This is a genomic window from Mycolicibacterium palauense (assembly GCF_002592005.1).
GTDB lineage: Bacteria > Actinomycetota > Actinomycetes > Mycobacteriales > Mycobacteriaceae > Mycobacterium > Mycobacterium palauense.
Genome location: NZ_NVQF01000053.1, coordinates 18,028 through 42,675, shown reverse-complemented (window position 1 = coordinate 42,675; position 24,648 = coordinate 18,028). Strand labels below are relative to the sequence as shown.

26 protein-coding genes are annotated in these 24,648 nt (G+C 69.3%); 12 read left to right on the top strand and 14 right to left on the bottom strand.

Translation table 11 applies throughout. The features are described from left to right. Positions 1 to 54: 54 nt before the first annotated feature. From CSR00_RS19460 to CSR00_RS19435, 6 genes are all read right to left on the bottom strand, one after another. Complete coding sequence (locus tag CSR00_RS19460; RefSeq protein ID WP_099024069.1) at positions 55 to 1,314, bottom strand: MCE family protein; 1,260 nt, start codon at positions 1,312 to 1,314, stop codon at positions 55 to 57. Between the two features lie 11 nt (positions 1,315 to 1,325). Then, a complete protein-coding gene (locus CSR00_RS19455) occupies positions 1,326 to 2,726 on the bottom strand; it encodes an MCE family protein (protein WP_099024074.1) in 1,401 nt (466 codons plus the stop codon). Further along, positions 2,723 to 3,751, bottom strand: coding sequence for an MCE family protein (locus CSR00_RS19450; protein ID WP_099024068.1), 1,029 nt, complete (start codon positions 3,749 to 3,751; stop codon positions 2,723 to 2,725). Before CSR00_RS19450 ends, CSR00_RS19455 begins: the two co-directional genes overlap by 4 nt. 73 nt (positions 3,752 to 3,824) lie before the next feature. After that, the gene (locus tag CSR00_RS19445) at positions 3,825 to 5,300 is read right to left on the bottom strand and encodes an MCE family protein (RefSeq protein WP_099024067.1); all 1,476 of its coding nucleotides are present in this window, start codon (positions 5,298 to 5,300) and stop codon (positions 3,825 to 3,827) included. A 16-nt stretch (positions 5,301 to 5,316) separates the two neighbouring features. Continuing rightward, positions 5,317 to 6,168, bottom strand: a complete 852-nt coding sequence (locus CSR00_RS19440) for an ABC transporter permease (protein ID WP_099024066.1) — start codon at positions 6,166 to 6,168, stop codon at positions 5,317 to 5,319. Beyond that, entirely contained in the window at positions 6,165 to 6,875 is a 711-nt protein-coding gene (locus CSR00_RS19435) for an MlaE family ABC transporter permease (RefSeq protein ID WP_099024065.1), read from the bottom strand. Before CSR00_RS19435 ends, CSR00_RS19440 begins: the two co-directional genes overlap by 4 nt. 474 nt (positions 6,876 to 7,349) lie before the next feature. Here CSR00_RS19435 and CSR00_RS19430 point away from each other — a divergent pair, with 474 nt between their 5' ends. Together CSR00_RS19430 and CSR00_RS19425 are read left to right on the top strand one after the other, a co-directional pair. Next, positions 7,350 to 8,204, top strand: coding sequence for an alpha/beta fold hydrolase (locus tag CSR00_RS19430; RefSeq protein WP_099024064.1), 855 nt, complete (start codon positions 7,350 to 7,352; stop codon positions 8,202 to 8,204). A gap of 131 nt (positions 8,205 to 8,335) precedes the next feature. Next, positions 8,336 to 8,953 carry a TetR/AcrR family transcriptional regulator gene (locus CSR00_RS19425; protein WP_099024063.1) on the top strand — a complete coding sequence of 206 codons (618 nt, stop codon included), beginning with the start codon at positions 8,336 to 8,338 and terminating at the stop codon, positions 8,951 to 8,953. A gap of 6 nt (positions 8,954 to 8,959) precedes the next feature. On the opposite strand, the gene CSR00_RS19420 is transcribed toward CSR00_RS19425, so the two are convergent. Further along, entirely contained in the window at positions 8,960 to 9,130 is a 171-nt protein-coding gene (locus CSR00_RS19420; protein ID WP_099024062.1) for a hypothetical protein, read from the bottom strand. A gap of 26 nt (positions 9,131 to 9,156) precedes the next feature. On the opposite strand from CSR00_RS19420, the gene CSR00_RS19415 reads away from it, so the two are divergent. Then, complete coding sequence (locus CSR00_RS19415; RefSeq protein ID WP_099024061.1) at positions 9,157 to 9,852, top strand: guanylate cyclase; 696 nt, start codon at positions 9,157 to 9,159, stop codon at positions 9,850 to 9,852. 17 nt (positions 9,853 to 9,869) lie between these two features. After that, positions 9,870 to 10,526: a Vgb family protein gene (locus tag CSR00_RS19410; RefSeq protein ID WP_099024060.1), complete on the top strand. Its 657-nt coding sequence runs from the start codon at positions 9,870 to 9,872 to the stop codon at positions 10,524 to 10,526. Positions 10,527 to 10,566: 40 nt separating this feature from the next. Here the strand turns inward: CSR00_RS19410 and CSR00_RS19405 are convergent, their stop codons facing one another. Next, entirely contained in the window at positions 10,567 to 10,965 is a 399-nt protein-coding gene (locus tag CSR00_RS19405; RefSeq protein WP_099024059.1) for a VOC family protein, read from the bottom strand. A 54-nt stretch (positions 10,966 to 11,019) separates the two neighbouring features. Here CSR00_RS19405 and CSR00_RS30715 point away from each other — a divergent pair, with 54 nt between their 5' ends. Beyond that, positions 11,020 to 11,184, top strand: a complete 165-nt coding sequence (locus tag CSR00_RS30715) for a hypothetical protein (RefSeq protein WP_176562148.1) — start codon at positions 11,020 to 11,022, stop codon at positions 11,182 to 11,184. Positions 11,185 to 11,237: 53 nt separating this feature from the next. Here the strand turns inward: CSR00_RS30715 and CSR00_RS19400 are convergent, their stop codons facing one another. The 4 genes from CSR00_RS19400 to ychF all read right to left on the bottom strand — a co-directional run bounded on the left by CSR00_RS19400 (position 11,238) and on the right by ychF (position 14,104). Further along, a complete protein-coding gene (locus CSR00_RS19400) occupies positions 11,238 to 11,429 on the bottom strand; it encodes a type II toxin-antitoxin system RelE family toxin (RefSeq protein WP_407662479.1) in 192 nt (63 codons plus the stop codon). Positions 11,430 to 11,497: 68 nt separating this feature from the next. After that, positions 11,498 to 11,782, bottom strand: coding sequence for a type II toxin-antitoxin system Phd/YefM family antitoxin (locus tag CSR00_RS19395; protein ID WP_099024057.1), 285 nt, complete (start codon positions 11,780 to 11,782; stop codon positions 11,498 to 11,500). 390 nt (positions 11,783 to 12,172) lie between these two features. Continuing rightward, positions 12,173 to 12,913: an SDR family NAD(P)-dependent oxidoreductase gene (locus CSR00_RS19385; RefSeq protein WP_099024055.1), complete on the bottom strand. Its 741-nt coding sequence runs from the start codon at positions 12,911 to 12,913 to the stop codon at positions 12,173 to 12,175. 117 nt (positions 12,914 to 13,030) lie between these two features. After that, positions 13,031 to 14,104 carry a redox-regulated ATPase YchF gene (gene ychF, locus CSR00_RS19380; RefSeq protein WP_099024054.1) on the bottom strand — a complete coding sequence of 358 codons (1,074 nt, stop codon included), beginning with the start codon at positions 14,102 to 14,104 and terminating at the stop codon, positions 13,031 to 13,033. Positions 14,105 to 14,247: 143 nt separating this feature from the next. Between ychF and CSR00_RS19375 the strand changes: the two genes are divergently transcribed. Then, positions 14,248 to 15,483 (top strand): DUF6542 domain-containing protein, encoded by a 1,236-nt coding sequence (locus CSR00_RS19375; protein ID WP_099024053.1) that lies wholly within the window; start codon positions 14,248 to 14,250, stop codon positions 15,481 to 15,483. Positions 15,484 to 15,519: 36 nt separating this feature from the next. On the opposite strand, the gene CSR00_RS19370 is transcribed toward CSR00_RS19375, so the two are convergent. Then, positions 15,520 to 16,521, bottom strand: a complete 1,002-nt coding sequence (locus CSR00_RS19370) for a 4-hydroxy-3-methylbut-2-enyl diphosphate reductase (protein ID WP_099024052.1) — start codon at positions 16,519 to 16,521, stop codon at positions 15,520 to 15,522. A gap of 66 nt (positions 16,522 to 16,587) precedes the next feature. On the opposite strand from CSR00_RS19370, the gene CSR00_RS19365 reads away from it, so the two are divergent. The 4 genes from CSR00_RS19365 (at position 16,588) to CSR00_RS19350 (ending at position 19,840) form a co-directional block, all read left to right on the top strand. Continuing rightward, positions 16,588 to 17,169, top strand: coding sequence for a lipid droplet-associated protein (locus tag CSR00_RS19365; protein ID WP_099024051.1), 582 nt, complete (start codon positions 16,588 to 16,590; stop codon positions 17,167 to 17,169). Next, positions 17,166 to 18,413, top strand: coding sequence for an exodeoxyribonuclease VII large subunit (xseA, locus tag CSR00_RS19360; RefSeq protein ID WP_099024050.1), 1,248 nt, complete (start codon positions 17,166 to 17,168; stop codon positions 18,411 to 18,413). The genes CSR00_RS19365 and xseA overlap by 4 nt, the downstream gene beginning before the upstream one ends. After that, on the top strand, positions 18,406 to 18,660 hold the full coding sequence (locus CSR00_RS19355; RefSeq protein WP_176562147.1) for an exodeoxyribonuclease VII small subunit: 255 nt from the start codon (positions 18,406 to 18,408) through the stop codon (positions 18,658 to 18,660). Before xseA ends, CSR00_RS19355 begins: the two co-directional genes overlap by 8 nt. 61 nt (positions 18,661 to 18,721) lie before the next feature. Beyond that, the gene (locus CSR00_RS19350; RefSeq protein ID WP_099024073.1) at positions 18,722 to 19,840 is read left to right on the top strand and encodes a 3-beta-hydroxysteroid dehydrogenase; all 1,119 of its coding nucleotides are present in this window, start codon (positions 18,722 to 18,724) and stop codon (positions 19,838 to 19,840) included. A 23-nt stretch (positions 19,841 to 19,863) separates the two neighbouring features. Here CSR00_RS19350 and CSR00_RS19345 read toward each other — a convergent pair whose 3' ends face one another. Beyond that, positions 19,864 to 21,183 (bottom strand): PucR family transcriptional regulator, encoded by a 1,320-nt coding sequence (locus tag CSR00_RS19345; RefSeq protein WP_245906264.1) that lies wholly within the window; start codon positions 21,181 to 21,183, stop codon positions 19,864 to 19,866. Positions 21,184 to 21,341: 158 nt separating this feature from the next. On the opposite strand from CSR00_RS19345, the gene CSR00_RS19340 reads away from it, so the two are divergent. Next, the gene (locus CSR00_RS19340; RefSeq protein WP_099024047.1) at positions 21,342 to 22,808 is read left to right on the top strand and encodes a class I adenylate-forming enzyme family protein; all 1,467 of its coding nucleotides are present in this window, start codon (positions 21,342 to 21,344) and stop codon (positions 22,806 to 22,808) included. Between the two features lie 35 nt (positions 22,809 to 22,843). Continuing rightward, complete coding sequence (locus tag CSR00_RS19335) at positions 22,844 to 24,631, top strand: DUF3556 domain-containing protein (protein ID WP_099024046.1); 1,788 nt, start codon at positions 22,844 to 22,846, stop codon at positions 24,629 to 24,631. Positions 24,632 to 24,648 lie beyond the last annotated feature (17 nt).

Sequence of the window (24,648 nt, the reverse complement as noted above, 5' to 3'; positions counted from 1 at the left end):
CGCTGGGACAGAACCTGTTCGTGGGCACCCAGGCCCGTCCGAACGAGGTGACCTTCAGCGAGGACTGGCTGCGGCCCGACTACATCCCGCCGTCCAGTGCCCCGCCGGCGGGGCCGGCGGGGCACTGGACGGCGGGATGTAGTCGGGCCGCAGCCAGTCCTCGCTGAAGGTCACCTCGTTCGGACGGGCCTGGGTGCCCACGAACAGGTTCTGTCCCAGCGGCAGGAAGTTGTACTGCCGGTTCTTGACGATCGGCGCCAGATACTGCATGCACAGTTTGGCCGACTGCTCGGCGCCCAGCCGGGAGGCCGCCTGGACGGCCCCGCACAGGAACGAGATCGGGTTGGCGAAGTTGTTGATCGCCAGCACGCTGGTGGCCGCCCCCTGGGCCGGCTGGTAGATGTTCACGTAGTTCTGCAGCGTGTTCGGGGCGACGTGCAGCAGCTGCTTGATGTCGTCGAGACTGTCGTAGAGCGTCTGCGACACCGCGGCCAGCTTGTCCGATGTGGTGCCCAACGTCTCGCGGTTGTCGGCGACGAAGCTCTGGACGTCGCCGACGGCCGCGTTGAGATCGGAGACCGCGGCGGCGACCTCCCCGGGGTCGTCGGCGAGCAGGCCGGTCACGTTCGCGAGGTTCTGGTTGAGCTGGCGCATCAGGTCGGTGCTCGACTGCAGCGCCGAGACCAGGATCGACAGGTTCTTCACGGTGCTGAAGATGTCGGTGCTGTGGTCGCCGAGCGCCGAAATGGCCTGCGACAGTTTGATCAACGTCTGCCGGATGTTGGCGCCCTCACCGCGCAGGTTGTCCGCGGTGGTGTTCACCAGTGCGCCCAGCGTGCTGACCCCGCCGGGCTCGGTGGGCTGCAGCGTCTCGGTCAACCGCTCCAACTGTTCCCGGAAATCGTCCCACTCCACCGGGACCGCGGTGCGGTCCTGACCGATGACGGCGCCGTCCTGCATCGTCGGACCGCTCGAGTAGACGGGGGTGAGCTGGATCGCGCGGCTGGTCACCAGCGCCGGCGAGAGGATCACGGCCTTGGCGTCGGCGGGAACCTTGTACTTGCTGTCGAAGGAGAAGCTGATCTTCACCCGTTCCGGTTGGGGCTCGATGCTGTCGATGCGCCCCACCGGCACCCCGAGGATGTCCACGTCGTCACCGACGAAGATCCCGTTGCTGTTGTCGAAGTAGGCCACCACGTTGGTGCGGTTGATGGGGCCGCCGGGGCGCAGCAGCAGCGCCACCGCGGCGACGATCGCCAGCACCAGCAGAACGGCGATACCGATCTTGCCGTTGCGGCCCACGCGCGGGGTCATCCTCGGACTCGTCATCGGCCGCCCTCCCCGTCAGCCGGGCCGGGCAGCGGGCCCTGCGGGGGTGCGGGCGCCGTCTGCGTCACCGGGGGCAGCTGGCCGGGCCCGGGAACCGCGACCGGTGCCACCGACGGTGCCGGGGTGGTGGCGATGCCCGGCGGCGCGATGCCCGGCGGCCCGGGCGGCGGGCCACCCGGCGGCGGGGCCGGCAGCGGCTCGCGGAGCGGATAGCAGCCGGGACCCGGCAACGCGATGCCCGGCGGGCCGCACTGCCGGTCTTCGGGATTGCCGGTGATCGCGTCGGGCAGGTTCAGATGCGGCTCGCCGCCCTGGCCGGTGCGCGGGAACGGCACGGGCAGGGCCGGTGTTCCGGGCTGGCCGATCTGCGGGTCCACCAGCTCGCTGGGCAGCTTGACGTTCGGGTCGAGGCCGAGGTCGGAGAAGGCCGCGTCGATGAACGGCTGAACGAACTGGCCGGGCAGCAGATTGGCGATGTAGGACTTGAAGAAGGGGCCGGCGGCCACCGACTCACCCAGCGCCATCGCGTAGGTGCCCAGCATCTTGATCGACTTCTGCACCCGGTCGCGGCGGTTGTCGATGGTGGCCAGCACGCCGTTGAGTTTCTCCAGCGCCGGTTTCATGGTCACGCGGTTCTCGGCGATGAAGCCCTGCAGCTGCCGGCTGAGGGTGGAGATGTTGCCCGAGATCTCGTCGAGGGCGGCGCTCTGGGTCTGCAGCTCTGCCATCAACGCGTTGGTGTTGCGGATCAGGCCGACCACCTGGTCGCTGCGGTCGGCCAGCACCGTGGTGGCCTTGTTGGCGTTGGTCAGCAGATCCCTCAGCTGGGCGTCCTTCTCGTTGAGGACGTCGGAGAACCGGGCCACACCTTCGACGGCCGCCTTGAGCTCCGGGGGCGTCTCGGAGAACGTCGAGGACAGCACCCGCAACGAGTCGGAGAGCTGATCGGTGTTGAGACCGCTGATGGTGGCGGCCAGATCGCCCAGCGCGTCGGGCAGTTGGTAGGGCGAGCGGGTGCGGTCGGCCGGGATGGTCTGGTCGAGGCTGCCTTCGCCCCGCGGGGTGACCTCCAGGTACTTGGTGCCCAGCACGCTCTTGGTCTTGATCGCCGCCTCGGTGCGGTCACCGAGGCGAATGCTCTTGTCCACCTTGAACTTCACCAGCACGTGTTGACCGTCCAGGCTGATGCTGGTGACCTGGCCGGCGCGCAGGCCCGACACCTGCACCTGGGCGTTGCCCGCCAGACCGCCCGCCTCGGCGAAGTAGGCGGAATACGTCTTGCCCTGGTTGAAGAAGGGCAGCTTCTGATAGTTCAGGGCGGCCAGCACGATGGCGGTCGTGCCGATGATTCCGATCAGGCCGATCACGAAGGGATTGCGTTCACCGAAGGACTTCATCGCGGTGTGCACCTCCCCGTGTCCTGACCCGCAACCTTGACGTACACCGGCTGGCCGCCCTTGCCGTTGAGCTTCAGCGACACGTCACACAGGTAGAAGCTGAAGAAGTCGCCGTAGATGCCCTGCCGGTTGAGCACCTGATAGGCGTTGGGCAGTGTATCCAGCAGGTCGTCGAAGTAGGCGTGATCGGCCATCACGATGCCGGCGGTGCGGTCGGTCTCGGTCACCACCTTCTTCAGCGGCGGCCGGGCCTGGGCCAGCAGGTCGGAGATCGAGCCGGCCGCGGCGTTGGTGTAGGCCACCCCGTCGGCGATGTCGGTCTTGCGTTTCTCCAGCGCGGAGATCAGCTCCGACAACGCGGTGACGCCCTTACCGAACTGATCACTCTGCCCGGCAAGCGAACCCATCACCGTGTTCAGGTTGGTGATGACCTCACCGATCAGCTGGTCGCGGTCTGCGAGGGTGTTGGTCAGCGCCGCCGTCTGCGACAGGAAGGAACCGATGGTGGCCCCCTGGCCCTGCAGCGCACTGATCAGCTGCCCGGACAGGGCGTTGATCTGGTCGGGATCCAGGGCACGGAACAGTGGCCGGAAGCCGCCGATGAGCGCGTCGAGATCCAGGGCCGGCTCGGTCTGGTCGAGCGGGATCGTGTCGCCGGGCTTGAGCCGCTTGGTGTCGCCGGCGCCTTCGGTCAGCGACAGATAGCGGCCGCCGATCAGGTCGTCGTAGCGGATCACCGCCCGGGTGCCGTGGGTGAGCACCACCGAGTCGTCGGCGGTGAACTCCACGTCGAGCGTGCCGTCGTCGTTGACGGTGATGGCCTGGACCTTGCCGACCTCCACCCCGGCGATCCGCACGAAATCGTTGCCCTGCAGCCCGGTCACGTTCGAGAAGTGGGCGCGGTAGCTCTGCGCCTTCTCGAACCGGAGCTGACCGAACACGGCGAACAGCGCGAACATCCCCAGCAGGCAGACCATCACGAAGATGGCCAGGCGCCACAGCGCACCTACCAGGTTGTCTTTCACTGCCTGTCGCCTTTCGCTGGTCTCGGAGTTGTCGGGATGGGGACTCTACGGTCCGCGGCCCCCTGGGAGCGACCTATTGCTGGGGCCCCGGGGCGGCCGGAACCGGTAGCGGTGTCGGCGGCAGCGGGGTCGGCTGCTGACCGGGGAAGGGCACCACGAAGGGTTCCGATCCGGGGGTGGGTCCCGGTGCGCGCGGCGCACCGGGCGGTGGCGCCGGCGGGAGGTTGTTCCACAGCGGGGTGCCGTCGGGGGCGTACATCTGCGCGCCGTAGGGGTAGTCGCCGGGCTCCGGGATCACCTTGGGCGGGTTGCCGACGTTCGGGCCGGGCGCCGGGCCGCCGAACAGATTACGCACGCTGGGCGGTTCGGGAATGCCGCGGGTGGTCGGCAGGTAGTTGGCGTAGCCGGGGAATCCGATGCCGGGGTTGGGCCGGATGTCCACGCCGGTGCCCCATCCGGTGTTGGTGACCAGCGCCCGCACCGGCCAGTTGTCGTCGACGATCGGCAGCGAGCCGCATCCCGGTTTGCCGCCGGGGCCGCCCTTGGCGCCGGTGATCGGCAGGTTCTCCGGGTAGCGGTACTGGTCGTCGCCGGCCAGGGCGCCGCCGTCGACGATGAAGGACTTGCCGTTGCCGCCGGTGGCGTCGTATCCGCCGTTGTCGAGCAGCCACTTGGCGCCGACCAGCATGCAGGTGTACTCCGGGTTGTACTTCATCAGCAGGTTGGTGGTCGGCTCCAGCGTGTTGATGGCCTTGATCAGGTTCTGCTGGTTGGGCGCCAGCAGCGCGATACCGCTGTTGGACAGACCGATCACGTTGAGCAGCAACGCGTCCAGGGGTTTGGCGTTCTTGGTGATCGTGACGCTGGTGGTCGACAGGGCGTCGAGGGTGTTGAGGATGTTGCCCGCCGCGGCGCTGTAGGTGTCGCTGAATCCCTTCAGGGCCTGCCAGTCGGCACGGATCGTGTCACTGCGCGGATTGAGTGCCAGCAGAACCTGGTTGGCGTCGGTGGTCGCCTCACCGATGCGTTCGCCCTGCCCGCGCACACCGTCGGCGAGCGCGGTCAGCGTCGCGTTGAGCTTGACGGCGTCGACCTGGTCGAGCACCCCGACCAGGTTCTGGAACACGGTGTTGACCTCGGTGCTGACGTTGGAGGACTTGAGCACCTGCCCGTCGGACAGCCGTTTCGCGCTGGGATCCTCGGGATACATCAGGTCGACGAACTTGGCGCCGAACACCGTGGTGGCGCGGATCTGTGCGCCCACGTTGGCCGGGATGTTCTTGATCTGGTCGGGATAGATCTCCAGCTGCAGCGTGACCGGCTCCCGGCCGCCGGTGATCTGACCGACCCGGCCGACCTGCACGCCGCGCATCTTGACCTTGCCGCCGGTCTCCATCACCAACCCGGAGCGGTCCGAGGTGAGCGTGACGTTGACGTACTTCTCCAGGGTTCCCGCGAACAGCGCGCCGGTGAGCCAGGCCAGCACCGCCAGGACCACGACGAGAATCGCCGTCGCCCATGCGGGGTGCAAACCCTTGTCATCGTCCATGTGTTCGGGTCTCCCGTTACCCGGAGAGGTTGAAGTTGCCGGACTGGCCGTAGACGGCCAGCGAAATCGCCACCACCACAAGCGCCGCCACGATCAGCGAGGTCCGCACCGCGCGACCGACCGCCTCACCCACCCCGGCCGGCCCGCCGGAGGCGGTGAATCCGTAATAGGTGTGCACCAGCATGATCACCAGCGCCATGGCCAGGGCCTGCAGGAACGACCAGATCAGGTCGACGGGATTGAGGAACGTCCGGAAGTAGTGGTCGTAGACACCGGTGGACTGGCCGTAGATGACCGTGGTGCCGACGCGGGCGGCCAGGAAGGACATCAGCACCGCGACGCAGTACAGCGGAATGACCACGAGGACGCCGGCGATCACCCGCGAGGAGGCCAGGTAGGCGATGGCGCGGATGCCCATCACCTCCAGGGCGTCGATCTCCTCGTTGATGCGCATCGCGCCGAGCTGTGCGGTGGCACCGGCACCGATGGTGGCCGCCATCCCGACCCCGGCGGTCAGCGGGGCGATGAGCCGGACGTTGAAGAACGCCGAGGCGAACCCCGTCAGGGCCTCCACACCGATGGTGGCGAACTGGTTGTAGCCCTGCACCGCGACCAGCGCGCCCGTGGTCAGGGTCAGGAAGCCCACGATGGCGATGGTGCCGCCGATCACGGCCAGGGCGCCGGCGCCCAGACCCATCGACGCGATCAGCCGGATGACCTCCCCCTTGTAGAAGATCACGGCGTCCCAGGTGCCCTTGAGGGTGCGGCCGTAGAACTTGGTCTGCCGGCCGATCCGGTTCCAGCCCTCCCCCCAGGAGCGGACCGTGCGCCGCAGGCGCACGAACGAATCGGTCGAGACGGCGGTCATGCCGTCACCTGCACACCGACGGCGGTCACCAGCAGGTTGATGACGTTGAGGGCGATGAAGGTGAACACGACGGTCTCGTTGACCGCGTTGCCGACACCGGCCGGTCCGCCGCCGACGGAAATCCCCTTGTAGCAGGCGATCAGGCCCGCCGAGAGTCCGAACAGGGTGGCCTTGACCAGCGCGATGATGACGTCGGCGGTGCCGGTGATCAGCGTGAGGCCCGCGACGAAGGCGCCCGGGGTGACGTGCTGGAAGAACACCGAGAAGAAGAACCCCCCGGTCAGGCCTACGACGATGACCGTGGACGCCAGCAGCAGGGCCACCGCGGTGGCCGCGAGCACCCGCGGCACCACCAGGGCCTGGATCGGGTTGATGCCCATCACCCGCAGGGCGTCGAGTTCCTCGCGAATGGTACGGGCGCCCAGGTCCGCGCACATCGCGGTGGCGCCGGCGCCGGCGACGACGAGCACCGTGACGATGGGTCCGATCTGGGTCACCGTGCCGATCGCGGCGCCGGTGCCCGAGAAGTCGGCCGCGCCGAACTCGACCAGCAGGATGTTGAAGGTGAACACCAGCAACACGGTGAACGGGATCGCCAGCATCAGCGTCGGCACGATGGAGACCCGTGCGACGAACCAGGTCTGGAGGATGAACTCGCGCCACGCGAACGGTGGTCGGAACATGGCCACGAAGGTGTCCATGGTCATCGCGAAGAAGCCCCCGATCGACCGGACGGGCTTGGCGAATGACTGCGCGGTAACCACTCAGCGCCCCCCGGGGCGGACGGGCAGCAGTCCGTGCCGCGAGGCCACCTGCGGGGTCGTCCTCGACGTCATCGGCCGCTGCTGTCCTTCCACTCCGCCCCCACTTCCCGCGTTACCACTGTGACCTGTGACACAGAACTGACGAAGAACGTACACCACCGTTTTCACGGCGAGCAACCGTTTGTCAGACCTGGTGACCGGTCCGCCGAACCGCCCCCCAGACCTCTCGGCAGCCAGGCGATCTTCGCATATCTCATTCGGCGGCGTGCCGGTTGCCACAGAGTTGCCCGCCCACGCGGCCCGGCGTGCACGGGCAGCAAAGAATGAATTCAGGTGACGGGCATGGCCGGGGTGCGCCGCAGCGGCGGCCGAGCCGCTGGGTAACGTCGGGTGCCTGGCGCAGAAAGTGGGTACGGAGTGATCACACCGCAGACCGTCGAGTTCTCCGGCGCCGACGGCATCACGCTGGTGGGCGACGAATGGAACCGCGGGTCCGCCGCGGCCGCCGAGCATCCCACGATTCTGATGCTGCACGGCGGCGGTCAGAACCGCTTCTCGTGGAAGAACACCGGCCAGGTGCTGGCCGAGCGGGGCTTCCACGTCGTCGCGGTGGACACTCGCGGCCACGGTGACAGCGACCGCGCACCCGGCGCCGACTACGCGCTGGAGAAGCTCACCGCCGACGTTCGCCACGTGATGGACGCGATCGGCCGGCCGGTGAGCCTGATCGGGGCCAGCATGGGTGGTCTCACCGGAATCCTGGTCGCGCACGAGGCCGGGCCGGACCGGGTGACCAAACTCGTGCTCGTCGACGTGGTGCCCCGCTTCGAGAAGACCGGCAGTGCCCGCATCCGGGATTTCATGTTCAACCACGTGCACGGCTTCGACTCGCTGGACGAGGCCGCCGAGGCGGTGGCCGCCTATCTCCCGCACCGGGCAAAGCCCCGCAGCCCCGAGGGCCTGAAGAAGAACCTGCGACGCCGGGACGGCCGGTGGTACTGGCATTGGGATCCGGCCTTTCTGACCAAGCCCACCGACGACCCGTTCGAACGGACCGACAAGCTGGAGGCGGCCGCCCAGGAGCTGCAGATCCCGATCCTGTTGATCCGCGGCAAGCTCTCCGACGTGGTCAGCACCGAGGGCGTCAACGACTTCCTGCAGAAGGTGCCGGCCGCGGAGTTCGTCGAACTCACCGGCGCCGGGCACACCGCAGCCGGGGACGACAACGACGCGTTCAGCGAGGTGGTCGTGGAGTTCGTCAGCCGGCCCTGACCACCGGGCCGACCGTCATTCGGTCCCGGCACCGGCCGCCCGCCGACGCGCAGAACCACGGTTTACAAAGCGCCGCGAACGCTCAGAAACTAAGGTATTCAAACCTCCCTCGAGTACCCCAGGATGCGTGGATGGCCAAGACCCGGAGCGAGCCGCGCCAGCAGCGCTCACGCCAGACCTACGAGCGGATACTGACCGTCGCGTCCAGGGTCTTCGCCGACCTCGGCTATGCGGGCACCACCACCAACAAGGTCGCCGACGCCGCGGGCATCTCGATCGGCACGCTGTATCACTACTTCCCCGACAAGGACGCCCTGCTGTCGGCCCTGGCCGAACGCCACATCGCCGACAGCCTGGCCAGCCACACCACGATGTTCGAGACCATGACCGCGACCAACCAGGACCTCGAAGAGACGGTCCGGACCGCGGCGGAGGGCCTGGTGGCCCTGCACATCCGGGACAGACACCTGCACAACCTGCTCTACGACAGCGCCCCACGAACGCCCCAGCTGCTCAGGCAGCTGCGCGAGGCCGACGACGCCATCGCCGACCAGGTGGCCCTCCAGTTCGAGCGGCTCGGCGTGGTCACCGAGCACCGCAGGCTGGTGTCGCAGCTGGTGGTGTCGGGGATGGAAGCCCAGGTTCACCATGCGGTGGGCAGTGCGGACGCCGGGCGCGAGGCCATGAACCCGCAGGTGCTCACCGACCTGTTGACGCGGATGTGGACCCGCGCGCTCAACAGCGGCTGAACCCCGTCAGGGCCCGTCGGCCGCGCCCTCGGCCTCGGCCAGCCGGGCGTGCAGGCGGGCCCGGATGTCGTTCGGGGTGTAGGAGTTGCGGCGACGCTGATCCCGGGCGACGAGCACGCCACCGGCCGCCACACCCACGACCCCGGCCAGGCCGATCCACTTCCATACGCTGCGCATAGCGTCAGTGTGCCTACGCTGCGGGGGTGAACGCGAGCACCGTTGGCCTCGGCCAGGCGCTGGAAGCCACCCGCACCGGGGACATCTGGCTGTTCCGCGGGGTGTCCGGGCCCGACCGCGCCATCCAGACGATGACCAACGCGCCGGTCAACCACGTCGGAATGACCGTGGCGATCGATGACCTGCCGCCGCTGATGTGGCATGCCGAGCTCGGCGACAAGCTCCTGGATCTGTGGACGGGCTCGTATCACCGCGGCGTGCAGCTCAACGATTTGCGGGCCTCGGTCGAACAGTGGATGGACCGGTACGGGCAGCGGTGCTGGCTGCGTCAGCTCATGCCGTTCGCCGATCGTGAGCAGGAGGACCGGATGCTCAAGGTGATCGCCCGGATGGACGGCACGCCGTTCCCGTCCACCGCACGGCTGACCGGTCGCTGGCTGCGTGGCCGGCTGCCCACAGTCAGCGACTGGACCCGGGGAATCCCCCTCGTACACCCCCGAGTTCGCCGGTCGGCCGAGCAGAGCAAGACCCGCCGTCGCAGCACGGGACTGGAGGCCGCCTACTGCGCGGAGACGGTCGCCATCACCTACGAGGAGATGGGCCTGTTGAGCACCGAGAAGCGGGAGAACTACTTCGATCCGGGATCCTTCTGGAGCGGGGACTCGCTGCCCCTGGCGCCCGGCTACGAGCTGGGCCGCGAGATCGCCGTGCTGCCGGGGTAGCGGCTTAGGCTGTCGCCGTGACGACGATCCGGGTGTTCGGTGATCGGGCCCTCGACGGCCCCTCGGGCGTGATCGCGGCCGCCGGAGACGTCTGGTTCACCAGCATCGGCAACCACCGGGTGGGCCGGGTGCGTGACGGCCGCATCGAGACGTTCGCCGATCCGGCGAACCGGGTCCGGTTGCCCGCCAACATCTTCCCCGGCGGCGACGGGCGGGTGTGGTGGGTCAACTCCTCGACCGACACCGTCGGCTGCCTGTACACCGCCTCGGGCACTGTCGGCGTCGTCGAACCTCCCCTCGGCAGCCCGCGGGCCTGGACCCAGACCGCGGACGGACGCCTGTGGCTGAGCACCCGCGAGCCGGCCGGGCTGTGGTCGTTCGATCCGGCCGACCCTTCGGGCAGCGCGCGGCACGTGACCCATGAGCGTCTGCGTGAACCCGACGGCGTCTGGGCCGGCGTGGACGGCGCCGTGTGGATCGCCGATACCGCGGCGAACATGCTCGCCGGGTACCACCCCGCCACCGGGCGGTGGCGTTTCGCCGGAGGGCCCCCGCAGGTGGACGGCCCGTTCGACATCAAGGCGGGACCGGACGACGGCAACCTCTGGTTCACCAACAAGGCCGGCAACACCATCGGGTGCCTCACCCTCTCAGGGGACCCCGCCCAGGAGTGATCACCGGTCAAGCCGCGTTCGAAGGCCCCTGCGGGCGTCGCTACACCCCGAACTTCGCACGCGCGGCGTCGCTGACCGGAGTGAACAGGTTGACGAGGTTGCCCTCTGGATCACGGAACAACAGCGCACGGTTATCCCACGGCATCGTCGTCGGCGCGGTGACGATCTCCCCGACGTGGTCGCGCAACCGCGCGTATTCGGCGTCGACGTCCTCGACAAGGAACTCGAGGATCGCGCTCCGATTCGCTGCCGGCTCGGCCGAGCCCGGACCGAACAGCGGGACCGTCTTGTCGCTGCCGATGGCCAATGTGCCCACGGGTGTGGCGATCTCGGCGAAGAGCTCGTTGCTCCACACCGCGGCGCTGCCCGTGACCAGCTCGTAGAAACCAACGAGCCGGGCGACGTCGGCGGTGATGATCCGAGTCGAGATGAATCTCATGGTCCTCCCAGGCCGGGCGACGCCGTCCCTATCGGACAGCGTCGTGTAGAGGGGATGCTAGAAGCACCCTCCGACAACGCCGGTGAGCGGCTGTTCGAGCACTATCCGTTCCGGTGGGGCGACCCGCTGTCCGCGCTCGCCGTCCTCGGCCCGTTGGCCATGATCTCTGCGGTCTTCGCAATCTTCGCGATCTCGTGCATCGAGCCGCGCGACCGGTGACTCGGGCGTCGCCCCTGGCGCCTCGGAGCCGGAGAGAATCAGCCGAGATCACGTCACCGGTAAGCGTCACGCCGGTGAGCGATGTGGATGACCCGAACCGCGACTCTCTCATCGAAAATCCGATATATCAACCGAAATTCGCCGCGTCTCGCCGAGTACCGGCCCTCCAGTTGACCACGCAAGGGCTTGCCGACACGGTGCGGATTCTCGGCGAGGGGACCTCGAATGAACTCCCAGCAAGCCACTGCGACGGCTTCGGGCAGTGTTTCCGTCAGCGTCTTCTTGGCAGATGGAGTCAGCTCGATCCGATAGGTCACCCTGGTAGCCGCCCGGCGGCCCGCATCTCCTCGCTCACCTCGTCCAGTGTGTACACGTCGCCCGCCTCCGCCTCCGCCTCGGCCTGGGCGACCTCCCGCATCAGTTGACGGTCGCTGAGGATTGCCAGGGTCTCCATGATCGAGTCGTAGTCGTCGGCGCTGAGGATCACCGCGGCCCGCCGGCCCTGCCGGGTGACCTCGATCCGCTGATGGGTGCGCACCGCCTCCTCGACGAGCTTGGACAGAGTTGCCCGCACCTCGGCCAATGGCAGCGTCAACATGTACAGAATTCTAGCGCGATCGATGATCGGCGCGGCTCGACACAATCGAAAGCGGCGATGACGCACCCGACGGGCTCGGACCGAGGTTGCGCAGGTGAGCCAGGCCAGCCACATCGACGTCGAGGTCATATGCAGCGACACAGACGCACACCGGCGGCGCGTCGAGTCGCGGTCTGCAGACCTCGAGGGGCTCGCGGTACCGACGTGGCAGCAGGCCGAGACACGCATCTACGAACCCTGGGCTCAGGAAGTGCTTCGCGTCGACACCGCAGCAGGAACCGAGCATGCAATCCAAACTGTCGCCGTCGCCCTTCGCGGGCTCAGCTGCTAAAACCCTGATCCTGGGAGAACCGGGAGTGCAGTTCGACGCCGAGCCGGAACTCCATCTAGTCACCACGGCACGGGTCCTTCGTCGTTGAAGAAGCCGCCGTGCGGTCCGTCCTCCCCCGCGACGGCCATGTCGACGATGATGCGCGCGCCTTCCTGGACCGTTCGGACGCCGCGGTGGTTGTTGATGTCGGTGGCGACATATCCCGGGGTGACGGCATTGACCGTGATGTGGGCGAACGCGGGGTCGGCGCGCAAGGCATCCGCGAGCTGCAGGGTCACCATGTTCAACGCCGCCTTCGAACTGGAATACGCCATTCGCGTGGACGCGTACCCGCCGAAATCGTGCCCGCCGGCGGTCATCGACAGCGACGCCGTGGTGCTGGGCACGTTGACGATCCGCGGCCGGCTCGATGCCGCCAGCAGCGGCAGGCAGGCGTTCGTGAGTTCGACGACGCCGAACACGTTGGTGGCGTAGACATCGGCCATCTCGGCGGCGGTGGTCTGGGTGGCCGGCGCCTCGACGAAGCGGCCGGCGTTGTTGACGAGTACGTCGAGGCCGCGTCCGCTCGACGCGACGGCGGCAACCGCCGCGGCGATGCTGCCGGCGTCGGAGACATCGAGTCGTACGGCCTCGGCGGCCCCGCCGGTGTCGGTGATCTGCTCGGCGGCGCGTCGGCCGGCGTCGATGTCACGGGCACCGAGGTGGACGAAGAATCCGCGCGCCGCGAGCTGCCGGGCGGTTTCGAAGCCGAGTCCCTTGTTTGCACCCGATATGAGAACCGAGCGTCGACTCTCCACCATGAATTTCAGGCTAGCGCGGCCACTCCACCGAGGCCGGTCCACGTCATCGCCCGCGGCCGCGTCTACTGCCTTCCTATTGCCGGATCTTGCCGGATCTTGCCGGATCTTGCCGGACTATCAGACGTTGAACCGGAACTCGACCACGTCGCCGTCGGCCATCACGTAGTCCTTTCCCTCCATGCGCACCTTGCCGGCGGCCTTGGCGGCGGCCATCGACCCGGCCTCGACGAGGTCGTCGAAGGAGACCACCTCGGCCTTGATGAAGCCCTTCTCGAAGTCGGTGTGGATCACCCCGGCGGCCTTGGGTGCGGTGTCGCCGCGGTGGATGGTCCACGCCCGGGCCTCCTTGGGGCCCGCGGTCAGGTAGGTCTGCAGCTTGAGGGTGTGGAAACCGGCCCGGGCCAACGCGTCGAGCCCGCGCTCGGTCTGCCCGATCGACTCCAGCAGTTCGGCGGCCGACTCGTCGTCGAGCTCCTGCAGCTCGGCCTCGATCTTGGCGTCGAGGAACACCGCGTCGGCCGGGGCGACCAGCTCGCGCAGCTCGGCGATCCGGGCCGGGTCGGTCAGCACGGCCTCGTCGGCGTTGAAGACGTACAGGAACGGTTTGGTGGTCAGCAGGTTCAGCTCCCGCAGCAGCGAGGTGTCGGCCCCGGCGACGAACAGGGTCTTGCCGCCGTCGAGCACCTGCTGGGCGGCCACGGCCGCCTCGTAGACCGGCTTGCGGTCCTTGTTGTTGCGGGCCTCCTTCTCCAGCCTCGGCACGGCCTTCTCCAGCGTCTGCATGTCGGCGAGGATCAGCTCGGTCTCGATCACCTCGATATCGGAGCGGGGGTCGACTCGGCCGTCGACGTGGACGACGTCGTCGTCGGCGAAGACCCGCACCACCTGGCAGATGGCGTCGCATTCGCGGATGTTGGCCAGGAACTTGTTGCCCAGTCCGGCGCCCTCGGAGGCCCCTTTGACGATGCCGGCGATGTCGACGAACGTGACCGGGGCGGGCACGGTCTTCTCCGAACCGAAGATCTCGGCGAGCTTGTCCAGCCGCGGATCGGGCAGCGGCACCACGCCCTCGTTGGGCTCGATGGTCGCGAACGGATAGTTCGCGGCCAGGACTTCGTTGCGCGTCAGGGCGTTGAAGAGCGTCGACTTCCCGACGTTGGGCAGGCCGACGATTCCCAGGTTGAGGCTCACGGGATCCCAAGTCTAGAGCGCCGCGGCACCCCGGCGGGCACGGCACGTCGACGGTGACACCGGTCACGGCGGCCGGGTCCGGCGACATGCGCTAGCCCGCCCGCCATCAGCGCTACCTCGGCGCCAGCCGGTACGGTCTACGTGTGTCAGCTCAGCGGGCGCGGTCGTCGATCCCGGCCGAACATCGCTCGGCGCATCCCGACATCCCGGGTGTGCCGTGGTGGGCTGCCGTCCTCATCGCGGTGACCTCCGCCGCCGCCGGCATCGCCTTCGACGCCGGTTCCGGGGACCGGGAACTGACCAACGTCTTCGCCGCGCTGTATTTGGTCGGCTGCGTCGCCGCCGTGCTGGCGGTGCGGCGGGTCGGAATCTTCACCGCGGTGGTGCAGCCCCCGCTGATCCTGTTCGTCGCCGTGCCCTCGGCCTACTTCCTGTTCCACCACTCCGAGATCCACGGGATCAAGGATCTGCTCATCAACTGCGGCTACCCGTTGATCGAGCGGTTCCTGCTGATGTTCTCGACATCGGTGATCGTGCTGGTGATCGGGCTGGCCCGGTGGTATTTCGGCGCGGCGGGCCGAACAACGGCGACGGCCACCGAGGGTGCCGCGACCGCGGCGGCCGGTGCGGCCGCCGTGGGTGTGGCGGCCGGGTTGCGCGCCAGGTTCACCGACTTGTTGGGCCGCCCGGCGGTCGCCCGGGACACCGCCGACGAGCACACCGGGACGGACACCAAGACCGACACCGAGAAACGGTCCCGCCGCCATGCCGTCAACCGGCAGTCCGCCGGCGCCAAGACCGGCACCCGCCGCCCCGCCGGGAAACGCGCCGCCGCCGCCCGGTCACGCCAACCCAGACCCGCGCCCGACGACCGGGACGCACCGCCCCCGCGCCGGCGCCGGCCCGGCCCGGCCCGCGAGGCCGACCGCGTCGACGACCTCGACGGTCTCGGCGGTCACCGCGGTGCCGACCGGCCGGACGACCCGCGGCCCCCGCGGCGCCGTCCACGCCCGCCGCGCGACGAGGCGCTGCGCGAACCACCGCCGCGTCCCCGGCGGCGCGGACCACGGGACACGTACAACACGCGGGACGCCCGAGACCCCCGCGACGCTCACGAGGACCCCTACGCGCCGCCCATGCGGCGGCGCAGCCGCTACGACTCCCCCGAGGACCTCAACGGCGCACGCCCCTACGAACGCCGAGACCCCTACGAATCTCCCGCGCCGCGCCGGCGGTCACCGGACGGCGGCACGCATCACCCGTTCTCCCATGTGCGGTACCGGGGCGAGTCCGCCGGTGACGGCGACGACCGAGTCGAATACCGCAGCCGCCCCTCACGTCACCGGCTCGATGCCGACGATTGGCGCTACGGGGGCTGAGGCGGGCACCGGTGCGCGACCGGAGCGGCCCCCGGGTCAGCGCCGGGCCGGACGGATCTCCCGGGGCAACGCGAAGACCAGCGTCTCGTTGGCGGTGGTCACCGGCTGCACGGTGTCGAAACCGTTGTCGGCCAGCCGCTCGAGCACCCCGCGGACCAGCACCTCGGGCACCGAGGCCCCGGAGGTGACGCCGACGGTGGTCACACCGTCGAGCCAGGCCGGGTCGATGTCGTCGGCGTAGTCCACCAGGTGCGCGGCATCCGAGCCGGCGCCCAGGGCGACCTCGACCAGCCGCACCGAGTTCGACGAGTTGCGCGAGCCGACCACGATCACCAGCTCGCATTCGGGCGCCATCGCCTTCACCGCGACCTGACGGTTCTGGGTGGCGTAGCAGATGTCGTCGCTGGGCGGGTCCTGCAGGCTGGGGAAACGCTCGCGTAGCCGCTGCACGGTCTCCATCGTCTCGTCCACGCTCAGGGTCGTCTGGGACAGCCAGATGACCCTGCTCTCATCGCGGACGACGACGTCGTCGACGGCGGCGGGCCCGTCGACCAGCTGGACATGGTCGGGCGCCTCGCCGGCGGTACCGATGACCTCCTCGTGCCCCTCGTGACCGATCAGCAGAATGTCGTAGTCGTCGCGGGCGAAGCGTTTGGCCTCGTTGTGCACCTTGGTGACCAGCGGGCAGGTCGCGTCGATGACCTGCAGGCGGCGCTGGGCGGCCGTGTCGTGGACGGTCGGCGCCACGCCGTGGGCGGAGAACACCACGATGGCGCCCTCGGGCACCTCGTCGGTCTCGTCGACGAAGATCGCCCCCGCCTTGGCCAGCGTCTCCACCACGTGGCGGTTGTGCACGATCTCGTGGCGGACGTAGACCGGGGCGCCGTGTTTCTCCAGCGCACGCTCGACGGTCTCGACGGCCCGGTCCACACCGGCGCAGTACCCTCGCGGTTCGGCGAGAAGCACCCGTTTACCGGTGACGGAGTCCGCCGCCGGCCGGGTGGCACCGGGAAGGCCCATATTGACGGTTGGCGGCATACAAACCAGGGTAACTTCCCCCGGGCCTGCCTACGAGCGCGGCGAGCCACCCGTAGGCTTGCCGACATGGCGACTGCACCATACGGCGTCCGGCTGCTGGTGGGAGTGGCGGCGACGGCCGTCGAGGAAACCCGCAGACTGCCGCAGAACATCATGATGTACCCGATGACGCTGGCCAGCCAGGTCGCCCACCTGGTGATGAAGGTGCAGCAGGATCTGGCGGATCTGGTGATCAAGGGCGACGAGACCCTCGAGTCCATCTTCCCGCCGAGGGACGAGCAGCCGGCGTGGGCCACCTTCGACGAGGATGAGGCCACCGAGGACGGCGACCGCGAGCCGGCGGCATCGGCAGAATCGGGCCGCATGACCGAGGGCCGCTTCGCGCTCTACTCGATTCCCGAACCCGCCGAGGCGGGCACCGCGGCGCCGGGCGGGCCCGACGGCGACGCCGACGCGTCGATCACCGCGCCCGCGGTGGCGGCCACCATCGAGTACGGCTCGCTGACGCTGGCCCAGCTGCGCGCCCGGCTGCAGTCGCTGTCGGTGGCCGAGCTCGAAGAGTTGCTGGCCTACGAGGAGGCCAGCAAGGCCCGCGCCCCGTTCCAGACCCTGCTGGCCAACAGAATCACCCGCGCCAGCACCAAGTGAACGCACCCGCGCAGGGGCATTCTGCGCAGAACCCGTTTCCGGTACGCGCCGTCGCGATCCGGGTGGCCGGCTGGATCGACAAGCTGGGCAGCGTGTGGGTCGAGGGCCAGATCGCCCAGATGAACGTGCGCCCGGGCGCCGCGACTGTGTTCATGGTGCTGCGTGACCCCGCGGCCGACATGTCGCTGACGTTGACCTGCTCGCGCGACCTGGTCGCCTCGGCACCGGTGCCGCTGACCGAGGGCACCCAGGTGGTGGTGTTCGGGCGGCCCAGCTTCTACACCGGACGCGGCACGTTCTCGCTGCGGGTCAGCGAGATCCGCGCGGTCGGAATCGGCGAGCTGCTGGCCCGCATCGAGCGGCTGCGCCGGTTGCTCGACGCCGAGGGCCTGTTCGACCGGCGGCTCAAACGCGCGCTGCCGTTCCTGCCCGCACGGATCGGGCTGATCACCGGGCGGGCCAGCCACGCCGAGCACGATGTGACGACGGTGGCGGCCGCCCGCTGGCCGGCCGTACGCTTCGCGATCCGCAACACCGCGGTGCAGGGCCCCAACGCGGTGGCCCAGATCGTGGAGGCGCTGCGCGAACTCGACGCCGACCCGGAGGTCGAGGTGATCGTGGTGGCCCGCGGCGGCGGCAGCGTCGAGGATCTGCTGCCGTTCTCCGACGAGACCCTGTGCCGGGCGATCGTGGCGTGCCGGACGCCGGTGGTCAGCGCCGTCGGACACGAACCGGACAACCCGCTGTGTGACCTGGTGGCCGACGTGCGCGCCGCCACGCCCACCGACGCCGCCAAGCGCGTCGTGCCCGACACCGCGGCCGAGCTGGCCCTGGTCGCCGACCTGCGCCGGCGTACCGCACGGGCGCTGCGCCACTGGGTGACCCGGGAAGACCATCACCTCGCCCAGCTGCGCAGCCGGCCCGTGCTCGCGGCGCCGCTGCGGATGCTGGAGGTCCGCGCCGAGGAGGTCGACCGGGCCCGGGCGGCCGCCCGCCGCGACATCGGGCGGCTGGTCGGCGCCGAGACCGAGCGGATCGGGCACCTGACGGCCCGGCTGGCGACACTGGGTCCGGCCGCGACGCTGGCCCGCGGGTACGCGGTGGTCCAGGCGGTGGCGGGCCCGGGCGACGACGCCGCGGTCCTGCGGTCGGTGACCGGGGCCCCCGAGGGCACCCGGCTGCGGATCCGCGTCGCCGACGGCGCCATCGGTGCGGTCAGCACCGGAGAGGGTGGCGATGACTGAGAAGAAACGGAGAACCGGAGAAGTGAAGCCCATTAGTGCGCGGGGCTACGAGGAATGCCGCGACGAACTGGTCGAGGTCGTCCATCTCCTGGAGCAGGGTGGACTGTCCCTGGACGAATCGCTCAAGCTCTGGGAAAAGGGCGAGGAACTGGCCAAACGATGCGAACAGCACCTGGCCGGCGCCCGGGAACGCGTCGAGACCGCGCTGGCCGCCGAGGCCGACGAGACCGCCCCCGAGGACGACTGAACCCGCCCCCGGTTCGGCCGGGGCTCGATTTCTAGAACGTGTTTCAGTTATGCTGGCGCCCATGACTGACACCACCGGTTCCGCCCCGGGACCCGCCGGGCCGCCCGCCGGGCTGGGCCAGATCCTCGTCACCGGCGGATCCGGGTTCGTCGGGGGCAACCTGGTCAGCGAGTTGCTCGCCCGCGGCCACCGGGTGCGCTCCTTCGACCGCACCCCCTCACCGCTGCCCGCACAGCCGGGGCTGGAGACCGTCGTCGGCGACATCACCGACACCGACGATGTGGCCGCGGCCGTCGCCGGCGTGGACACGGTCTTTCACACCGCGGCGATCATTGAGCTGCTCGGCGGGCGCTCGGTCACCGCGGAGTACCGGCGGCGCAGCTTCGCCGTCAACGTCGGCGGCACCGAGAACCTGGTCCACGCCGGGCAACGCGCCGGGGTCGGGCGATTCGTCTACACGGCGTCGAACAGCGTGGTGATGGGCGGGCAGCGCATCTCCGGCGGTGACGAGACGCTGCCCTACACCGACCGGTTCAACGACCTCTACACCGAGACCAAGGTGGCCGCGGAGCGGTTCGTCCTCGCCCAGAACGGCGTGGCGGACATGCTCACCTGCTCCATCCGCCCCTCGGGGATCTGGGGCCGCGGCGACAAGACGATGTTCCGCAAGGTCTTCGAGAGCGTCATCGCCGGGCACGTGAAGGTGCTGATCGGCAGCAAGAACGCCAAGTTGGACAACTCCTACGTGCACAACCTGGTGCACGGCTTCATCCTGGCCGCCGAGCATCTGGTCCCCGGCGGGACCGCCCCCGGGCAGGCCTATTTCATCAACGACGGCGAGCCGATCAACATGTTCGAGTTCGCCCGGCCGGTGATCGAGGCGTGCGGCGAGCGCCTGCCCACGCTGCGGGTGTCGGGGCGGATGGTGCGCGGCGCCATGTCCGGTTGGCAGCGGCTGCACTTCCGCTTCGGGCTCCCCCAGCCACCGCTGGAACCGCTTGCGGTGGAACGTCTCTACCTCGACAACTACTTCTCGATCGCCAAGGCCCGCCGCGATCTCGGTTACCAGCCGCTGTTCACCACCCAGCAGGCGATGGCCGACTGTCTGCCGTACTACACGGACATGTTCGCGAGCATGAAGGCCGCCACGGACTCCCCCGCGCCGCTGCCGACCACCTGAACGTCGCCGCGCGCCACCGAGCCTCAGGTGGTGGCCGACGGCCCCGCGGTCCGCAACACCTCGGCGCCGAACTGGTCGCAGGCCAGCAGCGCCAGCTCGACGTCGATGCGGTCGGCGCCGATGGGCCGGCCTCGGCGTTCGAACGCCCGCTGGACCCGGTACCGCACCGAGTTGAAATGCAGATTCAGAACGTCGGCGGCGGCCTTGTAGCTCGCGCCCTCGCGCAGGAACACCCGCAGCGTCTCCCGCAGCCTGCCGTCGGATTCGGTGTCGGCGGCCAGCGGCCCGAGTGTTTCGCCCACCCACTCCCGGGTGGCCGCCAGGTTCTCGGCGAGGAGGGCCGCCGCGGACACCCCCGGGTCGCCGGCGGCGGTGACGCGGGGGCGTCCGCGGCGGCCCCGCGCTCCCACGATCGCCACGCGGCGCGCGGTACGGGCCTGCATGTGCGATCGCCGGAATCCCAGCGCCCCCGGAAGTTCGGTGCCGACCGCCAGGTACGGCGGATCCTCGCTGCCGGCCACCACCTGCCGGATGCGCTCGACAGGGTCGGCATGGGCGCCCTCCGTGAGCGGGAGCCAGCCCCAACCGCTGACCCGGTCGGCCGCCACGAACAGTGGGCCGTCGCGCAGCCCGAGGGAGTCGCCCAGTTCGCACAGGAACCGTTCCAGCCGCAGAAGCTCACGCCCGGACGCCTCCTCGCCGGCTGCCACCCACAGAATCACCGCGAGGTGGCTGCGGCGCAGCGGGTAGCGGATCGCGGTGCCCGCAGCGTCGACGTCGAGGTGCTCGAGTTGGTCGGCGGGGGTCTCCACCAGTTCACGAACACGCACCGCCCGCACGCTGTTGCGGTTCTCCAGCCATCGCTCGCGCTCGGTTTCGTAGGCCTGGATGACCTGCTCGGATATCCAGTCGATATAGCGGAACGTGACCGAGGAGATCACGTCGAACACGTCCAACGCCTGGTCCGGCGCCAGGTCGGCACGCCGGACCTCGTCCAGGACATCCATGAGCATCTGCTGCTGGCCCAGCCGGTAGGCGCGCACCAGCGCGGTCACCGGGATCCCGTGCTGCGCCACCCGGCGGGCGTATTCAAGAGCCGCGGTCGGCGGCTCGATCCGCTCGATGCCGATGCCGTAGCGCAGCGCGTCGAACACCGTCTCCACGTTCCCGGCGACGCTGGCGCCCATCAGTTCGAGCAGCTGGGCATCACCGCCGAGCTCGGCGATCTCGGCGGCCAGGTGTCGCTGGATCCTGCCGATGAGCTCGCCGCCGCGCTGCTCGACCGAGTCGATGACCGCCGCCACCCGCGCCTCGACCACCGAGCGGCCATCGCCTGAAGCCACCACCGCACGGTAGACCCCGCCCACGCCGCCCCAGGCAGGTTTTGTGCTCTCGATACAAGTGCGTGACGCAATTTGATCGCCGGGTGACGGAGTGATCGGGATCACTGACTCCTAGCTTTGTGGCGTTCGTACACCACCGATCGATTCCAGGAATCCCCGTGAAGCTGCCGTCCCTACCCGATCGGCGGGCCGCCGAGGCGCCCCACGGCCTCTGCCTCGCCGATGACGAGCGTTCCCTGACCAACGCCGAGTTCCGCGACGCCGTCCGGCGCGCGGCGACGGCACTGAGCCGGCACGGCGTGCGCGCCGGGGACATCGTCGCCGTCTCGCTGCCCAACACCGTCACGTTGGTGGTGGCGCTGTTCGCCGCGTGGCGACTCGGCGCCGCCGTGACACCGCTGAACCCCGCGCTGTCGGCCGACGAGGCGAAGTATCAGATCACCGACGCCGCGGCGCGGGTGCTCATCACCGACCGTCCCGACGGCGACGAGGCCGGTGCCACGATTCTCACCCCCGCCGAGCTCGACGCCGAGCCGGACCCGTCGATCGAGCCGGCCGCCGACGAGCGGGCGCTGGCGCTGGTGATCTACACCAGCGGCACCACCGGCCGACCGAAGGGCGTCATGCTCGACCAGGCCAATCTGGACGCGATGTGCGCGATGGCGATCGACGCCTTCGCGCTGACGGCCGCCGACCGCAGCCTGCTGATCCTGCCGCTGTTCCACGTCAACGGGATCGTGGTGGGCACGCTGTGCCCGCTGCTGGTCGGTGGCCACACCACCATCGCGGGGCGTTTCGACCCCGCCACGTTCTTCGACCGGGTGCAGCGCAGCCGCGCCACCTTCTTCTCGGCGGTGCCCACCATCTACACGATGCTCGTCGGGCTACCGCCCGAACCCGTCCCGGACACCTCGTCGTTGCGGTTCGCCGTCTGCGGGGCCGCACCGGCCAGCGTCGAGCTGCTGGCGAACTTCGAGAGGCGCTATCGGGTGCCCATCATCGAGGGGTACGGACTGTCCGAAGGCACCTGTGCCAGCACCGCCAACCCGCTGCACGGTCCGCGCAAGCCCGGGACGGTGGGCCTGCCGCTGCCCGGTCAACGCGTCAGGATCGCCGACGCCGACGGTCGGCCGGTGGCCCCCGGCGAGTCCGGCGAGGTGCTGATCGCCGGCCCCAACGTGATGCTCGGCTATCTCAACCGACCGGAGGAGACCGCAAGCACCCTCGCCGGCGGCTGGCTGCACACCGGCGACATCGGCCGCCTCGACGAAGACGGTTACCTGGTGCTGGTCGACCGCGCCAAGGACATGATCATCCGCGGCGGCGAGAACATCTATCCCAAGGAGATCGAGACCGTCGTCCACCGGCTTCCCGAGGTCGCCGAGGCCGCCGTCGTCGGCGGTGCGCACCCGGTGTACGGCGAGGTCCCGGTGCTGTTCGTCTCGGCCGCCCCGGGCGCCCGGGTCGACGTCGCAACGCTGCAGGCCCATCTGGAGGCCTCGTTGGCGAAATACAAACGCCCCGCTGAGATCACCGTGCTCGACCAGTTGCCCAAGAACCCCGTCGGAAAGATCGACAAGCCGGCGCTGCGAGCCCGCACCGCCTCCGCTGCGGTATCCGGCTGACCCGACCCGCATCCACCGAATCAAGGAGTCACGCCATGGGATTCACCCAACCGGACCTGCCCGCGGTCGAACCGGCGGAGTTCCTGCGAAAGCCGCTGATGGACCGGCTGCACCTGCTTGCCCTCAGCTGGGTCGAGCGGGGCTTCGGCTCACCGCGGATGGTGCACACCATCTACATCGCCAAACTCGTGTTCTTCTACGCGCTCGGCGGGGTCGTCATCGCCACGGCCACCTCCGACCTGCCCGCGTTCTGGCACGTCGGGCAATGGTGGGACCAGCCGATCGTCTACCAGAAGCTGGTGCTGTGGACCGTCCTGCTGGAAGCGATCGGGGTGGCCGGGTCGTGGGGTCCGCTGGCCGGCAAGGTCAAACCGATGACCGGGGGAATCCGGTTCTGGGCCCGGCCCGGCACCATCCGCCTCCGTCCCTGGACATGGGTACCGCTGACGGCCGGTGACCGGCGTACTCGATTCGACGTCGTGGTCTATCTGGCGCTGCTCGTCTCGGTCGCGGTGGCGCTGCTGGCGCCGGGGGTGAGCACCCCGTCACTGCGGGCAGCGTTGCCGGACAACACCTCCGGGCTGGTGAACCCGATCCTGATGATCGCCCCGATGGCGCTGCTGGTGCTGATCGGACTACGCGACAAGACGATCTTCCTGGGCGCCCGGGGCGAACAGTATCTGCCGGCGATGTTCTTCTTCGCCACCCTCGGATTCGTCGACATGATCATCGCGCTGAAGTTGCTGATCGTCGTGGTGTGGGTCGGCGCCGGCGTCTCGAAGTTCGGCAGACACTTCTCGAACGTCATCCCGCCCATGGTGTGCAACAGCCCCTGCATCCCTTCTGCCTGGCTCAAGCGGGCCCAGTTCCGGGATTTCCCCAGGGATCTGCGGCCATCCCGCGTCGCCGATGTGATGGCCCACGTGCTGGGCACCACCGTCGAGATCGTCGCGCCGCTGGTGCTGCTGTTCTCGGCCGACGCCACCCTCACCGTGTCGGCGGTGGTGCTGATGGTGGCGTTCCATCTGTTCATCGTCTCGACGTTCCCGCTTGCCGTACCGCTGGAATGGAATGTGCTGTTCTCCTACGCCGCGGTGTTCCTCTTCCTGGGCTTCCCCGCCTGGGACGGCTACGCCGTCACCGACATGTCCTCGCCCTGGCTGACCGCCGCGATCGTCGCCGCGCTGGTGTTCTTCCCGATCCTGGGCAACTTCCGTCCCGACAAGGTGTCCTTCCTGCCGTCGATGCGCCAGTACGCCGGCAACTGGGCCTCGGCGACGTGGGCGTTCGCCCCGGGGGCCGAGCAGAAACTCGACCGGGTGACCCGACCGGCCGCCAACACCGTCGACCAGTTCATCGGCTTCGGCTACGAGCCGCTGTGGGCCGAGGTGACCATGCAGCAGGCGGTGGCCTGGCGCAGCATGCACAGCCAGGGCCGTGGACTGCTCTCGGTGCTGCTCAAGGCGTTGCCCGACCTGGACACCCGTACCGTCCGCGAAGCGGAGTTCGCCTGCAACACGCTGATCGGTTTCAACTTCGGCGACGGCCACCTGCACGACGCCGCGATGATCGCCGCCGTCCAGCGCCAGGCGCGCTTCGAGCCGGGCGAGCTCGTGGTGGCCTGGGTGGAGTCGCAGGCCTGGGGATCGTCGGTGCAGCGCTACCAGCTGATCGACGCGGCGCTGGGTGTCGTCGAGGAAGGCACCTGGAAGGTGGCCGATGCCGTCGCCGCACAGCCCTGGCTGCCCGACGGCCCCATTCCCACCCGGGTCAGCTGGTCGCGAGACCGTGGTACCCGACGGGGCCGCGGGGCACTGGCGTGATCGCGGCGGGAAGAATG

Excerpts from the sequence above, each read along its gene's own strand:
- CSR00_RS19335 (WP_099024046.1), top strand. The coding sequence starts at position 22,844 with ATGGGATTCACCCAACCGGACCTGCCCGCGGTCGAACCGGCGGAGTTC.
- CSR00_RS19460 (WP_099024069.1), bottom strand. The coding sequence starts at position 1,314 with ATGACCCCGCGCGTGGGCCGCAACGGCAAGATCGGTATCGCCGTTCTG.
- CSR00_RS19370 (WP_099024052.1), bottom strand. The coding sequence starts at position 16,521 with ATGCCGCCAACCGTCAATATGGGCCTTCCCGGTGCCACCCGGCCGGCG.
- CSR00_RS19385 (WP_099024055.1), bottom strand. The coding sequence starts at position 12,913 with ATGGTGGAGAGTCGACGCTCGGTTCTCATATCGGGTGCAAACAAGGGA.
- CSR00_RS19425 (WP_099024063.1), top strand. The coding sequence starts at position 8,336 with ATGGCCAAGACCCGGAGCGAGCCGCGCCAGCAGCGCTCACGCCAGACC.
- CSR00_RS19435 (WP_099024065.1), bottom strand. The coding sequence starts at position 6,875 with ATGACCATGGACACCTTCGTGGCCATGTTCCGACCACCGTTCGCGTGG.
- CSR00_RS19445 (WP_099024067.1), bottom strand. The coding sequence starts at position 5,300 with ATGGACGATGACAAGGGTTTGCACCCCGCATGGGCGACGGCGATTCTC.
- CSR00_RS19420 (WP_099024062.1), bottom strand. The coding sequence starts at position 9,130 with ATGCGCAGCGTATGGAAGTGGATCGGCCTGGCCGGGGTCGTGGGTGTG.
- CSR00_RS19350 (WP_099024073.1), top strand. The coding sequence starts at position 18,722 with ATGACTGACACCACCGGTTCCGCCCCGGGACCCGCCGGGCCGCCCGCC.
- CSR00_RS19455 (WP_099024074.1), bottom strand. The coding sequence starts at position 2,726 with ATGAAGTCCTTCGGTGAACGCAATCCCTTCGTGATCGGCCTGATCGGA.
- CSR00_RS30715 (WP_176562148.1), top strand. The coding sequence starts at position 11,020 with ATGCTAGAAGCACCCTCCGACAACGCCGGTGAGCGGCTGTTCGAGCAC.
- CSR00_RS19395 (WP_099024057.1), bottom strand. The coding sequence starts at position 11,782 with ATGTTGACGCTGCCATTGGCCGAGGTGCGGGCAACTCTGTCCAAGCTC.
- CSR00_RS19440 (WP_099024066.1), bottom strand. The coding sequence starts at position 6,168 with ATGACCGCCGTCTCGACCGATTCGTTCGTGCGCCTGCGGCGCACGGTC.
- CSR00_RS19365 (WP_099024051.1), top strand. The coding sequence starts at position 16,588 with ATGGCGACTGCACCATACGGCGTCCGGCTGCTGGTGGGAGTGGCGGCG.
- CSR00_RS19405 (WP_099024059.1), bottom strand. The coding sequence starts at position 10,965 with ATGAGATTCATCTCGACTCGGATCATCACCGCCGACGTCGCCCGGCTC.
- CSR00_RS19355 (WP_176562147.1), top strand. The coding sequence starts at position 18,406 with ATGACTGAGAAGAAACGGAGAACCGGAGAAGTGAAGCCCATTAGTGCG.